Raw genomic sequence first — 14,489 nt, forward strand, 5'->3', positions numbered from 1 at the left:
ACACAGGAAGGATCGACGATGAAAGCCAATGCCCTGACGCAAGAAATGCAAGCCATGGCGGTAGCCGCGAAAAATGTGTCTCAGCCCGCCACGGGACAGCAAGTTAGCCAAGAGTTTGGCGATATGCTCTCCAGTGCTATCAATCATGTTAATGGCCTGCAAAAAACATCTGGTGAGCTTGCGACACGCTTTGATGAAGGTGATCGCAATGTCAGCCTCTCGGATGTAATGATCGCGCGGAACAAATCCAGTGTGGCCTTTGATGCAACGGTACAAACGCGCAACAAGCTGGTTGAAGCGTACAAAGAACTCATGAACATGCCTGTTTAATGTAGGAATTAATCAGTGGCTGAAGAGAATCAAAACACCGATCTCGCGGTTTCAGATGGCGCAGCAGCATTGCCATCGACCGATGCAGCGTTAGACTCGGAGCAAAGCGCGCAAGATCCGGATGCACTCGAACAATCGGCGTCGTCCAATTCGATATTTGGCGATCTCGACATGGTGCGTCAATTGATCTTGGTGCTCGCGGTCGCGATCTGCGTCGCCTTGATCATGATGCTTTTTTTCTGGGTACAAGAGCCTGAAATGCGGCCTCTGGGTACTTATGACACGGAAGAGCTCATTCCGGTTCTCGACCACCTCGATCAAAGTAAAGTGGATTATCAACTTGATGGGAATACTATCCGAGTTCCCTCTAGCGATTATTCCTCTATCCGTCTAGGGCTCACTCGAGCTGGCTTAAATACCGCGACGGCGCAAGGCGATGACATTTTGCTCAATGACATGGGATTTGGGGTCTCGCAAAAGCTTGAAACAGAACGTCTAAAACTGAGCCGAGAACGTCAATTAGCGGCAGCGATTGAAGAAGTCCGCCAAGTGCGTAAAGCCAGAGTCCTTTTGGCTATGCCTAAACAGAGTGTTTTCGTACGTCACAACCAAGAGGCATCTGCTACCGTCTTTTTGACGCTTGGTGGCACGAATACCTTGGGACAAGAAGAAGTTGATTCGATTGTCGATATGGTGGCATCCGCGGTGCCTTCGCTTAAACCAACGCGCGTCACCGTCACCGATCAACATGGCCGTTTGCTAAACTCTGGCAGTGAAGATCCTGCATCGGCAGCTCGGCGTAAAGAGTACGAGCTAGAACGGAAACAAGAGCGCCAGTTACGCGAAAAAATTGACTCCATATTGATCCCCGTATTAGGCTAGGTAATTACACCTCTCAAGTGGATGTCACCCTTGATTTTAGCTCGTTGGAAGAAACGCAACGGCAATATAACCCCAATACCCCTGCAACGCGTAGTGAATACACCCGTGAAGACTATAACGGCTCCGACCGTGTCGCCGGTATCCCGGGAGCGTTAAGTAATCAACCGCCAGCAGACGCCTCGATTCCAGAGGATGTGCGAGATTTAAAAAATGGCGCAGGTGGAAATGGCTCGGTCAGCCGAGAAGCGACGCGTAATTTTGAATTAGACACAACTGTTCGTCATCGGCGCGCGCAGTCAGGGGTGATCGACCGGCAAACTGTCTCTGTGGCGGTGAATTTTAAGCAACGTGTCGACCTGATAGCGGGGATGTGGTGAAAGAGCCTTTAACGGACGATGAACTGGCTAAAATCCGTCGCCTATTAATGGGCGGGGTAGGATTTAGAGAGCAACGCGGTGACGTACTTGAAGTGATTGCTGTGCCATTTGTCGAGCCTGAGCAGGCTGCGGAACAAGATGTGCCGATTTGGGATCATCCAAATTTTAATGATTGGGTGCGCTGGTTAGCGGCTGCCTTAGTGATTATCGTGATTATCGTGGTTTTGGTCCGCCCAGCGATGAAGAAGTTGTTGTATCCAAATACCGACGAAGATGGCAATACCGTGGGTCCCAATGGCGAAATCCTTGGCCCAGATGGCTTACCTATCACCCGGATGGGGATGACGTTGGATTGATTGGTTCTGAGCTTGATGGCTCGAGTAACTTTGCAATGTCAGCGTCAGATATTGAGCTGCCGAACTTACATAAAGACGAAGACTTGTTAAAAGCGGTGCGGGCGCTGGTCGCCAACGAGCCAGACTTGGCCGCACAAGCGGTGAAAAATTGGGTGACCGAAGATGGCAAATGAAGTCGCAAATACGGGTGAGGAGCAGGCAGGCTCAAGTTTCGATATCAGCTCTTTAAGCGGGATTGAGAAAGCCGCCATCTTACTGTTAAGTTTAAGTGAGCAAGATGCGGCAAGCATCATTCGACACCTCGAACCCAAACAAGTGCAGCGAGTCGGTTCGGCGATGACATCGATGACCGACCTTAACTCTGACAAAGTCGCGGCGGTGCATCGTGCGTTTTTGGAAGAAATCCAAAAATACACATCGATTGGCATGGGGAGTGAAGACTTTGTGCGTAACGCACTGGTGGCAGCGCTGGGTGAAGATAAAGCCAACAACCTGGTGGATCAAATCTTACTTGGTAGTGGTTCCAAAGGCCTGGATTCACTCAAGTGGATGGATCCTCGCCAAGTCGCCAGCATTATCATCAACGAGCACCCGCAAATTCAAACTATTGTGCTGTCATACCTGGATCCTGAACACTCGGCAGAAATTCTTTCCCAGTTTGTTGAGCGTGACCGGCTAGATCTGATGATGCGGATTGCCAACTTGGAAGAAGTTCAACCGGCGGCGCTGCACGAACTGAACGAAATCATGGAGAAACAGTTTGCGGGCCAAGCCGGTGCGCAAGCCGCCAAAATTGGTGCTTAAAGGCCGCTGCCGAAATCATGAACTACATGGATAATAGTGTGGAAGGTGTCTTAATAGACTCCATTCGCGATCAAGACGAAGAGATGGCATCACAAATCCAAGACTTGATGTTCGTCTTTGATAACTTAATCGATGTCGATGACCGCGGTATACAAACCCTGTTGCGTGATGTGCCGCAAGAAGTACTGCAAAAAGCCCTTAAAGGGGCGGAAGATAACTTGCGAGAGAAAATCTATCGCAATATGTCCAAACGGGCGGCTGAAATGCTACAAGATGATATCGAAGCCATGGGCCCCATTCGCGTCTCCGACGTAGAAGGGGCACAAAAAGAAATCCTCTCTGTTGCACGTCGTCTTGCCGATGCGGGTGAGCTTATGCTGACGGGTGGCGGCGGCGATGAATTTGTATAAGTCGCTTTTCCTTAGCCTAGAGGTTGTCGATGAGTCTAGAGGTTGTCGATGAGTTTAAATAAACGCCGTGGCTATATTCGTGCCGATGAGGCTGACGCAGACACCATTGATCGTTGGACGCTGCCTCCTTATGGTGACCGGGATAAACTGCCCAAAGAGACCGCGCTCAATTATGATCCCAGTTGGGAGCCGGAGGCCGATACCGAGCCGGAAGAGAGTGAACCTGAGCCTGAGCCATTGACTGCTGATGCCCTAGAAGCGATTCGGCAACAAGGGTATGACGAAGGCTATGAAGAAGGTAAGCAACTCGGCCATCAAGAAGGGCTGGAGGGCGGCCTGGAAGAAGGACACGAAAAAGGCTACGAAGAAGGCAAAAAAGCGGGGTTTGAACAGGGCGTTGAAGAGGGAAAAGCCTTGATTGACGAACGCTGTCAGCACCTTGACGCTCTACTCAACCAGCTCAGTCATCCGCTAGAAAAGCTTGATCAAGACGTCGAGCAGCAACTATTGGTCATGGTTCAAGCATTGACCAAATCACTGACTGGCGTGGAGTTAGAAACCAATCCGCAGGTCATTTTACAGACATTACGCGCATCGATTGCGGCACTCCCCGTGGCGGATCATCCGGTAACTGCGGCACTACATCCTGATGACTATGCGGTGGTCACTGAGGCTTACGATGACGCCATGTTAGCCTCACGGGATTGGACGTTACAATCAGAACCCGCTTTAGCCCGTGGTGATGTGCATGTTAAAGCGAAAGATTCAGTGGTTGATTATCAATACAGTGAACGGGTGGACGCGTTGTTACGCGAATTTCAAGGGAAAAACCAGTCACGACAATCAGTGTCATCCCACGCGTCCATGTCTGATTCGAACGGCTCTCGTGCCAATCCCTCCAATACCGAAGCGGACGCGGTGGATTCAACGCCGCAACCGTCAGACGAAACGTCAGCGCCACAAGAGGAAGCTGATCCTTCATCCGTGAATGATGACGGCGTGTCGTCATGAGTCAGCTAGCTGAGCGCTTAAAGCGGTGCCAACTAGATAACCTTGCGCCAAAACCCGTGGCATCGGGCAAACTGGTGCGCATGGTTGGTTTAACGCTCGAAGCGATCGGTTGTCGTGCGCCTATCGGCTCTGTCTGTTCGGTCGAGACCTTAAACGGCACCATCGAAGCAGAAGTGGTGGGATTTTCTGGAGAGTTGTTATACCTGATGCCAAACGAACAAGTATCAGGGGTCCTTCCTGGTGCGCGAGTGACGCCTTTATCTGAGCGTAGCCAACTCTACGTGGGCATGGAGCTGCTTGGCCGCGTCATCGACGGGATGGGAAAGCCACTGGATGGCAAAGGGAATATCTATACCGATAAGCAGGCCAGCTTAGAAGGCATCCCCATTAACCCACTCGCAAGGCAGCCGATTCGAGAGCCACTCGATGTGGGGATAAAAGCGATTAACGGCCTGCTTACAGTGGGTAAAGGGCAACGGATTGGCTTGTTTGCCGGCTCCGGTGTCGGTAAATCCGTGACGCTCGGCATGATGACCCGTGGTACCACCGCGCAAGTTGTGGTGGTGGGGCTGATTGGCGAACGTGGGCGAGAAGTGAAAGAGTTTATCGATGATATCCTCGGGGAAGAAGGCCGGGCTCGTGCCGTCGTCATCGCCGCGCCTGCAGATTCATCGCCGTTAGTGCGCTTAAAAGGCTGTCAAACGGCACTCACGATCGCCGAGTATTTCCGCGATCTGGGGTTGGATGTTCTTTTACTGATGGACTCTTTAACGCGTTTTGCCCAAGCACAACGTGAGATCGCATTGTCCGTTGGCGAGCCCCCTGCAACGAAAGGGTATCCACCCTCGGTATTTGCGCGGTTACCCTCCTTGGTAGAGCGCGCAGGAAATGGCGCCGCAGGGCAGGGATCAATCACGGCATTTTTCACCGTATTAACCGAAGGTGACGACTTGCAAGATCCGATTGCCGACGCGGCGCGCGCCATCCTTGACGGCCACATTGTGCTCTCTCGTGAATTGGCTGATGGCGGGCATTATCCTGCGATTGACGTCGAACGATCGGTCAGCCGCGTGATGCCGAATATTACCAACGACGAGCAAATCCTAATGTCCAAGGCCGTGCGGCAAGTGTTGTCCGTTTGCCGTAAAAACCAAGATTTGGTCTCGATTGGCGCTTACAAACCTGGCAGCGATGCGGCCGTTGACCAAGCCTTTCACTTAAAGCCAAAATTGGATAATTATTTGCAACAAGGGATGAAAGAGGTTGTCCCTTTTGATATGTGCGTCAATATGTTGCGTTCAACCTTGCAAGGATAATTTATGGCTGACCATGCACTGCACTTGTTGTTAGAAAAGGCACAAGAGGATGAAAAGCAGGCGCAACTTAGCGTCAGTGAAGCCCAGCAAGGCTTAGATAACTACTACCGCCAGCTCGAGCAAATTGAGCAGTATCGTCTCGAGTATTGCCGGCAAATGTCCGACCGAGGCCAGTCAGGACTGTCTGCCAGTGCCTTCGGCCACCTCAATAAATTTATCGTCCAACTTGATGAAACCCTGGCAAAGCAACGAGGTGCCGAGCATCAGTTTAAAGACCATTTAGACCAGTGTCGGCAAACCTGGCAACAAACACGCCAACACCGGCAGTCTCTGGAGTGGTTAATCGAAAAGCGAGAGCGAGAAGAAGCAGAGCGTGCTCATTATCAAGAGCAACGCCAAATGGATGAAATGGCAGCCATTATTGCACGTCGTCGCCCTTCCCCCTTTTCCTAGGAATAAAATGGCGCGATAATTGCTTTCTCATTACCGACATGCCAGCACCTCGAGGCTCGGTTTAAAAGATAACCATAAGGTAATGATGAGAAACTTATGACGCAGTCTACGCTGACGCTTTCCAACCTCTCACCCAAAACCACTCCTGCTGTCAGTGACGGTGCGACAGGAGAGGTCAAAGGTGAAACAAATACCGGCTTTTTAGCGGCTTTACGCCAATCCATTGATGGTAAAGGGGAACAAGGCGACATACCGATTAAACTGACCCAAGATGGCAAGACCTTACTGATTGATGGTCAGGCGATTGATGCCGAGGCAATGCTTGTTGATGGTATGTTTAGCGAAGCGGAAATGGCGGAAATTGCTGATATGACGGCCATGGAAGAAAGCCAAGCACTGCTGACACGCCTCAATCAAGCCGCTGACATGCTTAATGGCAAATCCTTGCCTGCTGATACCGATCCGTTACCGACCGATGCGCTAACCATGATGCAATCGGACGAGGATCAAAGTGTGGCGACAGATGGCGATAACACGGAAGCTTGGGTCGATAGGCAAGTTTTATTGACAGAGTTAGCCAAAAATCTGCCGGATGATGTGTCACCCGAAAAAGTATTAGAACAGCTATCGCCGGATCAACTGGCTGCGCTCGCAAGTCAGGTCAGGGCCGCGCAATCACTCGACACCGAGAGTGATGCACCGAACAAAAGTAAGGCCCTAGAAGGTGAAGGAAATACGATAAAATGGGCAACCGCGAAGGCGCAACAAAATACGGAGGATCTGGCTGCTCTGAGCAAAGACAAAGAAATGCTTGCGAAAGAGGGCGTCGCCAAGGAGAGCGTTACCAAAGAGAGCGTCACAAAAGAAGGCGCGGCACTGTTAAAAGGTAGCGAGCTGAGCGATAAATTGCGCCATGATGCGAAATCAACGGCGCCCCCTAATGCCAATCCAGTATCGTTATTTGCGGGGCAAAGGGACCAGTCGGATGACCTCAGCAAAGCCGCATTGAAAGCGATGGCAGAGCAAGCAGGCCAAGCAGGCCAAGCAGACACCGTGTTGACAAGCGGTAGTGCCTCTAGCGCTGCAGAGGGAGCCACACGTCCTGAGAACTTAGCGCAACAATTAGCCAGTGGCTTAGGCCTGTCGTCGGCCCAAGCCGCTACAGCACGACAAGATATTCAAGCGGCTCAAAGTGCGCAGGCACCTTTGCCTTTGGGTCAAACGCACACAGAAGCTGGCGCTGCGTTGACGGAGCGAATTAATATTATGCTGTCAAAAAACCTCAAGCAGGTAGATATTCGTCTTGATCCGCCTGAGTTGGGACGTATGCAAATTAAGCTGGGGATGAATAACGACCAAGCCACGGTCCACATTACGGTTGCGAACCAGCAAGCGCGAGAGGCGGTTGAACAAGCCATGCCGCGACTTCGTGATATGCTGCAACAACAAGGTTTACAGTTGGCTCAAGGCTCCGTTCAGCAGCAAGGTAGTGGCGCGCAGCAAATGGGATCAGGACAACAAAATGATACGGGGGCAGGGACGTCAGGCGGCCCGTCACTCGGACTAAACGCCGGTCAAGACAATGATGAAGCGATGTTAGCCGGTCACTCGTTAAACGTCTCACACAGTGATCGTGCCGTCGATTACTATGCTTGACCAAAACTATACTTGGTCAAACTTATGCTTAATAAAAACGCACCCATAGTGAGGAGCATGAATAGCCATGGCAGATGACAATGCAACCCCAGAACAAGGCGGAAGTAAGAAAAAGCTTATCATTATCATCATTGCCGCTGTAGTGTTATTGGCCGCAGTCGGCGGTGGCGCTTTTTTCTTTTTCTCTGGTGGTGATAATAGCCAAGACGATATTGTCTTGGAGGAAGAAACTAACACCCTCCCGGCTATTTATGTCACCTTACCTAAGCCGTTTGTCTTTAACGTAACCGGTGACGAACAACAACGGCTAGTCCAAGTGAACGCACAATTGTTAGTGCGTGGCAGTGAAAGGGAAGCACTGGCAAAAGAAAATTTGCCGTTGGTGGAACACGCATTGCTGAATACGTTTGGCGCTGCCACGGTTGAGCAATTACGGACCCCTCAAGGTCAGCTAGAAGTCCGACGCCAATCCGCCGAGAATGTGCGCGCGGCCTTAATTAAAGTAACGGGTGAGCCCGTGGTGGAGCGGGTTCTCTTCACTGGGTTTGTGATGCAATAGGTGATGACGTGACTGACTTACTCAGCCAAGACGAAATTGACGCGCTCCTTCATGGCGTCGACGACGTCGATGACGATGATAATGAGCCCGAGGTTGGGGAAGATGGTACGGTCTCCTTCGACTTCTCGTCGCAAGATAGGATTGTGCGTGGGCGCATGCCGACGCTCGAGCTTATCAATGAACGTTTCGCCCGTCATATGCGTATCAGCTTGTTCAATATGCTGCGTAAAACCGCCGAAGTCTCGATAAACGGCGTGCAGATGATGAAGTTTGGTGAGTACCAAAACACCCTTTACGTCCCGACGAGTTTAAACATGGTACGTTTTCGTCCACTTAAAGGGACCAGTCTCATCACGATGGAGGCCCGACTGGTCTTTATCTTGGTTGAGAACTTCTTTGGTGGCGATGGTCGATTTCATGCTCGAATTGAAGGGCGGGAATTTACTCCAACGGAACGACGCGTTATTCAGATGCTACTTAAGCTGATGTTCGAGGATTATAAAGACGCGTGGTCCCCGGTGATGGAAGTGGCCTTTGAGTACCTCGATTCGGAAGTTAACCCAGCGATGGCAAACATTGTCAGTCCGTCTGAAGTCATTGTGGTCAGTTCATTCCACATTGAACTCGATGGCGGCGGCGGTGACATTCATATGGTCATGCCTTATTCCATGCTGGAGCCGATTCGTGAGCTACTCGACGCTGGGGTACAAAGTGACAAAATGGACACCGACGTACGCTGGAGTAAAGCGCTACGTGATGAAATCTTAGACGTCAATGTCGAACTCAGTGCAAAATTATTAGATGTGACCTTATCGTTGCGCGATTTGATGGAGTTACAAAAAGGGGATGTGATCCCCGTTAATATGCCAGATGCGTGTACGGTTTTTGTGGAAGATTTACCGACCTACCGAGCAAAAATGGGCCAGTCTAACGATAAACTCGCACTAAAAATTGTAGAGAAACTAAAACGACCTGATATGGCGAAGTCCGACATTTCGCTCTTGCAGGATAAACCTGAGCTACTCGATGATCTCGAGGAAGATTTACCGATTGATGATAAACAAGGTAGGACTCAGTGAACACGACCAGTAAACAAGGGTAAGACGGCATGGATCAAAATGATGTAGATGATGATTGGGCTGCAGCTCTAGCTGAACAGTCTGATTCGGAAGGATCAGACGATGTACAAGCGGCACCATTGGATGAGCTCACTGACGACAGTGAAAAGCAACTCGGCGCAGACGAGCAACGTAAGCTCGATGCGATTCTCGATATTCCGGTGACCATTTCGATGGAAGTGGGGCATACGCAGATTAATATTCGTAACCTTCTGCAGCTTAACCAAGGATCGGTGGTTGAGCTCGACCGCCTCGCGGGTGAGTCACTCGATGTCTTGGTTAACGGCACCTTGATTGCTCACGGTGAAGTGGTGGTGGTCAACGATAAATTCGGTATTCGTCTTACCGACGTCATCAGCCAAACTGAGCGAATTAAGAAGCTACGATAAGATGATAGTGAAGCGACGCGTTTGGATAACATTGTTGGTACCGATGCCTGCTTGGGCGGCGGCACCAGACGTAAGTATAGTGACAATGCTGTTGTCACTCGCGCTGGTGTTGGCATTGATCGTTGGGTTAGCGTGGCTATTACGCCGACTCAAACTCCCCGGCTTGGCGCAGCAAAGCAATGGGATCAAAATTGTCAGTCAATTAGCCATTGGCCAAAAAGAGCGGATAATGGTCGTAGATGTACACGGAGAGCAACTCGTCATCGGCGTAACGGCTGCACAGATCCAGCTTTTAAAGCGTTAGACAATCCGGTGCCCACGACATCGACTTCGCCTGACTCTCACTCTCGCTTTGCCCATCAGCTTAGCCAATTACTGAATCGAAAATGACGATACGAACGTTACTGGCCGCTTGGGTTTGGGTTGCAGCTACCTTATTTACCCCGTTTGCTGTTGCCGAACAAGAAGCGACGCCCGCGCAAGAAAGCATTACAACCGAATCGTTCAATGATAGCGGTGAAGCGGTTCGCCTGGAAACCCGACGTAACACTGGAGGCGGGATCCGGCGGTGACCATGCAAGTGAATCCCGATGGCAGTGAAGACTACTCGGTGACGTTGCAAATTTTGGCGTTGATGACCGCGCTTGGTTTTTTGCCTGCGGTCGTCATTTTAATGACGTCGTTTACGCGGATCGTGGTGGTCATGTCCATTCTGCGTCAAGCGATGGGGCTACAACAAACACCGTCCAACCAAGTGATCATCGGTATTTCTCTGTTTTTGACCTTATTTATTATGTCGCCGGTGATCGACCGAATGAACACCGAGGCGGTTCAGCCTATATCAATGAGCAGGTGACAGCGCGTGAGGCCTTCTCGCGAGTGCAAGTGCCACTGCGAGAGTTTATGCTCAGGCAAACCCGTGTCAAAGATTTGGAAACCTTCGTCAATATGTCGGGGGCGCAAGTTGATGCGCCAGAACAGGTGCCAATGACGGTACTGATCCCCGCCTTTGTGACGTCAGAACTGAAAACCGCGTTCCAAATTGGATTCATGTTGTTCTTACCGTTTTTGGTGATTGACTTGGTGGTCGCATCAGTATTGATGGCGATGGGTATGATGATGTTATCTCCCATGATAGTGTCATTACCGTTTAAATTAATGCTCTTCGTGTTGGTTGATGGGTGGAATTTAATCCTTTCTACCCTCGCCGCCAGTTTTGGCTAAAGGAGGCAGCGATGGCCCCGGAAGCGTTTGTTGAACTGTTCCAGGATGCGCTTTACCTGGTACTACTGTTAGTGTCTGCGATTGTCGTGCCGGGTTTGTTAGTCGGTTTGATTGTCGCCGTATTCCAAGCGGCAACCTCGATCAACGAGCAGACATTGAGCTTTCTTCCCCGTTTAATTGCGACGTTTATTGCCTTGATGTTTTTTGGTCATTGGATGACACGCATGTTGATGGAATATTTCTATCGTTTGATTGATCACATCCCAACCATTCTTTACTGACGGAAAGGCGTATGGAATATCCTGCCTCGGTGATTTTATCTTGGATGGCTAATTACTTTTGGCCGTTTACACGCATCTCATCCATGATGATGGCGATGACGTTTTTTGGCGCTCGCTTCGTGCCTACCCGTATCCGTTTATACCTTTCTCTTGCGATTACTTTTGCGGTCATGCCTGCGCTCCCCGCGGTACCAGAGAACATTGAGTTAGTGTCATTTGCCGGGTTTATGGTGCTCGCGCAGCAAGTGGTGATTGGCGTGGCAATGGGGTTAGTGACACAATTTATCACTCAAACCTTCGTGGTGCTCGGGCAGATTCTAGGGATGCAATCGAGTTTGGGTTTTGCGTCAATGGTGGATCCAGCCAATGGTCAAAACACGCCATTGTTGGGCCAGTTTTATCTCTTTTTGGCCGTTATGTTATTTCTGGCGACTGATGGTCATTTGAAGATGCTTAATTTAGTGGTGATGAGCTTTGAGACGCTACCTATTGGTGAGATGATCGGTGCCGCGGATTATCGTAGCCTCGCGCAATGGTTTGGGATCATGTTCCAAGTGGCACTGAGTATGTCGCTTGCCGGCGTGATCGCTTTGCTGGTAGTCAATTTATCCTTTGGTGTGATGACCCGAGCCGCCCCCAACTTAATATTTTCTCTCTTGGCTTCGCCTTTGCATTGTTAATGGGGCTGTTGATCAGTTGGTACCTATTGGCTGGTATGTTGACGCACTACAACAACCACTGGCAAACGGGCCTTAATCAAATTTGCGACCTTATCCGACTGAATTGCGAGTTTAATTAATGGCAGAGAATGACGGTCAGGAAAGAACAGAAGACGCCACGCCCCGAAGGCAGGAGCAGGCGAGGGAAAAGGGCCAAAGTACCGCGCTCAAGAGAACTGGCTTCAGTGGCTGTGCTCGTGGTAGGGGCGGTGAGTTTAATGTGGTTTGGGCAAGCATTGGGCGAAGCGTTAATGGCGCTAATGACGCGCTTGTTTTCACTTTCGCGTGCTGAAGTTTTCGATAGCTCAGAGCTGATGCTGGTGGTGGTTGGTGAGCTGTTGCATCTTATTCTGCCCCTTAGCTTGATTTTAGTGGTTTTGTTCATCTCTGGCCTATTTGGCGCAGCGGGCTTAGGGGGCGTTAGCTTTTCTTGGGAGGCGGCGCGGCCCAAATTATCGAAAATGAGCCCGATTTCTGGTTTCAAGCGCATGTTTGGCACCCAAGGGCTGGTCGAACTTCTAAAATCAATTCTAAAGGTGTTACTGGTCGCTGGGGTTGCGGCCTATTTGGTGTATATCAATCTAGAAGAGTTTTTCGAACTAACAATTGACACCTTTCCCAGTAACCTTTATCACGCTTTGGGCATATTATTGGATTTTGTGTTGCTGGTTTGTTGTTCTCTCTTGGTCGTGGTCGTGATTGACGTACCATTCCAAATTTGGCAACACAATGAGCAGTTGAAAATGACCAAACAAGAGGTCAAAGACGAGCACAAAGAGACCGAAGGTAGCCCAGAAGTGAAAGGGCGAATCCGCATGCTACAACGAGAAATGGCGCAACGTCGTATGATGGCCGATGTACCGCAGGCCGATGTGGTGGTGACTAACCCGGAGCATTACTCGGTGGCACTGCGCTATAACAGTGACATGGATAGCGCGCCCGTTGTGATAGCCAAAGGCTCTGATTTTACCGCATTGAAAATTCGTGAAATTGCAGCAGAATATGATGTTGCCATTGTACCTGCGCCGCCGCTGGCACGGGCGCTGTATTTTAGTACTGAGCTAGAGCAACAGATCCCAGATGGTTTGTTTACGGCGGTGGCTCAGGTGTTGGCATATGTCTTCCAGCTCAAGCAATACAAAAAAGGCCGAGGCCGACGACCCACGCGCCCCGACGATGCTTACTTACCTATTCCAATGGATCTGAAACATGATTAATCATGGCGACAAAAAGCTGACACATTGTCCGCCTTTTCTGGCGTAAAAATTGCTTGCTTTGCACTCTCGTTATATTTTCGCGTGGCAAGTGGCCCACGTTCACCCATCATGGACTTGAACGCCTGACATGTTAAAAGCCAAGTGGCGATTGCCATTTTCTGACAAGGTGCCTTACCACCGTCTAGGTGCGATGCCGGCGATCGGCGCACCAGTCCTGGTATTGGCCACCTTAGCATGGTGGTACTGCCTGTACCGCCGATGCTGCTCGACTTAATGTTTTCATTCAACATTGCCTTGTCGTTGATTGTGTTGCTCGTGACCATTTATACCCGGCGCCCTCTCGAATTTGCTGCCTTTCCTGCGGTGTTGTTAATTGCAACATTGATGAGGTTGGCGCTTAACGTTGCTTCGACTCGAGTGGTTTTGCTCTACGGTCACGAGGGACCCGATGCCGCCGGTCAGGTGATCGGGGCATTTGGCTCTGTTGTCATTGGTGGCAACTACGCCGTGGGTTTGGTCGTCTTCCTTATCCTAATGATCATCAACTTTATGGTTGTGACCAAAGGTGCCGGCCGGATTTCCGAAGTGACGGCCCGTTTTACCTTGGATGCGCTCCCAGGTAAGCAAATGGCCATTGATGCTGACTTAAACGCAGGACTGATTGATCAAGAGCAAGCGCTCGCTCGACGACAAGAAGTGACCCAAGAGGCCGACTTCTATGGCTCGATGGACGGTGCGTCAAAATTTGTTAAAGGCGATGCCATCGCCGGTATATTGATCCTGTTTATCAACATTGTCGGTGGACTGTCGATTGGTATGGGTCAACATGACTTAGGTTTTTCTGAGGCTCTCGAGGTGTATACCTTGCTCACCATTGGTGACGGCCTTGTGGCTCAAATCCCTTCGTTATTATTATCCATTGGCGCCGCCATTATGGTGACGCGTCAAAATACTGATGAGGACATGGGTCAGCAGGTGGTATTCCAGCTGTTTGATAATCCGCGCGCCCTCATGATTGCCACCGGTATCCTGACGATCATGGGCGTGGTACCTGGCATGCCACACCTGCCTTTTCTATTTTTAGCATTGGTTTGCGGTGGTTTGGCGTACTGGAAATACCAGCAGTACCACAAGGCACAACAAGCACCAGAACCTCTGATGTCCCTGACGCCGCGCCTCCTGCACCAAAAGAACTGTCCTGGGATGATGTGCAACCGGTTGACGTTATTGGCCTTGAAGTGGGCTATCGCCTCATCGCCATGGTTGACCGAGACCAAGGCGGCGAGTTGTTAGATCGTGTCAAAGGGGTGCGTAAAAAACTCTCGCAAGATTTTGGCTTTTTGATCCCGCCGGTGCATATCCGCGATAACCTTGAGCTACCACCGCA

Annotated in this window: 10 protein-coding genes and 6 pseudogenes; all 16 read left to right on the forward strand. The window is 50.5% G+C overall.

Annotated elements, in window-relative coordinates; genetic code table 11:
* Nucleotides 1-18 precede the first annotated feature (18 nt).
* Nucleotides 19-330, forward strand: coding sequence for a flagellar hook-basal body complex protein FliE (gene fliE / locus DZ54_RS0103075; RefSeq protein ID WP_021023056.1), 312 nt, complete (start codon nucleotides 19-21; stop codon nucleotides 328-330).
* Nucleotides 331-345: 15 nt separating this feature from the next.
* Nucleotides 346-2,118 (forward strand): annotated as a pseudogene (fliF, locus tag DZ54_RS18605) (flagellar basal-body MS-ring/collar protein FliF).
* Nucleotides 2,108-3,159: pseudogene (gene fliG / locus DZ54_RS18610) on the forward strand (flagellar motor switch protein FliG). The pseudogenes fliF and fliG overlap by 11 nt, the downstream one beginning before the upstream one ends.
* Nucleotides 3,160-3,207: 48 nt before the next feature.
* Nucleotides 3,208-4,170: a flagellar assembly protein FliH gene (locus DZ54_RS0103090; RefSeq protein WP_025673063.1), complete on the forward strand. Its 963-nt coding sequence runs from the start codon at nucleotides 3,208-3,210 to the stop codon at nucleotides 4,168-4,170.
* Entirely contained in the window at nucleotides 4,167-5,486 is a 1,320-nt protein-coding gene (gene fliI, locus DZ54_RS0103095) for a flagellar protein export ATPase FliI (protein ID WP_025673064.1), read from the forward strand. The genes DZ54_RS0103090 and fliI overlap by 4 nt, the downstream gene beginning before the upstream one ends.
* A 3-nt stretch (nucleotides 5,487-5,489) precedes the next feature.
* Nucleotides 5,490-5,939 (forward strand): flagellar export protein FliJ, encoded by a 450-nt coding sequence (gene fliJ / locus DZ54_RS0103100; RefSeq protein WP_025673065.1) that lies wholly within the window; start codon nucleotides 5,490-5,492, stop codon nucleotides 5,937-5,939.
* A gap of 96 nt (nucleotides 5,940-6,035) precedes the next feature.
* A complete protein-coding gene (locus DZ54_RS0103105; protein WP_025673066.1) occupies nucleotides 6,036-7,595 on the forward strand; it encodes a flagellar hook-length control protein FliK in 1,560 nt (519 codons plus the stop codon).
* A gap of 67 nt (nucleotides 7,596-7,662) precedes the next feature.
* Nucleotides 7,663-8,154, forward strand: coding sequence for a flagellar basal body-associated protein FliL (gene fliL / locus DZ54_RS0103110; RefSeq protein ID WP_025673067.1), 492 nt, complete (start codon nucleotides 7,663-7,665; stop codon nucleotides 8,152-8,154).
* A gap of 8 nt (nucleotides 8,155-8,162) precedes the next feature.
* Nucleotides 8,163-9,233: a flagellar motor switch protein FliM gene (gene fliM / locus DZ54_RS0103115; RefSeq protein WP_025673068.1), complete on the forward strand. Its 1,071-nt coding sequence runs from the start codon at nucleotides 8,163-8,165 to the stop codon at nucleotides 9,231-9,233.
* A 29-nt stretch (nucleotides 9,234-9,262) separates the two neighbouring features.
* The gene (fliN, locus tag DZ54_RS0103120; protein WP_021023065.1) at nucleotides 9,263-9,661 is read left to right on the forward strand and encodes a flagellar motor switch protein FliN; all 399 of its coding nucleotides are present in this window, start codon (nucleotides 9,263-9,265) and stop codon (nucleotides 9,659-9,661) included.
* Nucleotide 9,662: 1 nt separating this feature from the next.
* Nucleotides 9,663-9,965 (forward strand): flagellar biosynthetic protein FliO, encoded by a 303-nt coding sequence (gene fliO, locus DZ54_RS18615; protein ID WP_051415875.1) that lies wholly within the window; start codon nucleotides 9,663-9,665, stop codon nucleotides 9,963-9,965.
* Between the two features lie 82 nt (nucleotides 9,966-10,047).
* Nucleotides 10,048-10,885 (forward strand): annotated as a pseudogene (gene fliP, locus DZ54_RS18620) (flagellar type III secretion system pore protein FliP).
* A gap of 11 nt (nucleotides 10,886-10,896) precedes the next feature.
* Nucleotides 10,897-11,166 (forward strand): flagellar biosynthesis protein FliQ, encoded by a 270-nt coding sequence (gene fliQ / locus DZ54_RS0103135; RefSeq protein ID WP_021023068.1) that lies wholly within the window; start codon nucleotides 10,897-10,899, stop codon nucleotides 11,164-11,166.
* Nucleotides 11,167-11,177: 11 nt separating this feature from the next.
* Nucleotides 11,178-11,965, forward strand: a pseudogene (fliR, locus tag DZ54_RS18625) (flagellar biosynthetic protein FliR).
* Nucleotides 11,965-13,102 (forward strand): annotated as a pseudogene (flhB, locus tag DZ54_RS18630) (flagellar biosynthesis protein FlhB). Before fliR ends, flhB begins: the two co-directional pseudogenes overlap by 1 nt.
* Nucleotides 13,103-13,229: 127 nt before the next feature.
* Nucleotides 13,230-14,489: pseudogene (locus DZ54_RS18635) on the forward strand (flagellar biosynthesis protein FlhA); the annotation flags it as partial.

This window comes from Salinivibrio socompensis S35 (genome assembly GCF_000513715.1).
Lineage (GTDB): Bacteria > Pseudomonadota > Gammaproteobacteria > Enterobacterales > Vibrionaceae > Salinivibrio > Salinivibrio socompensis.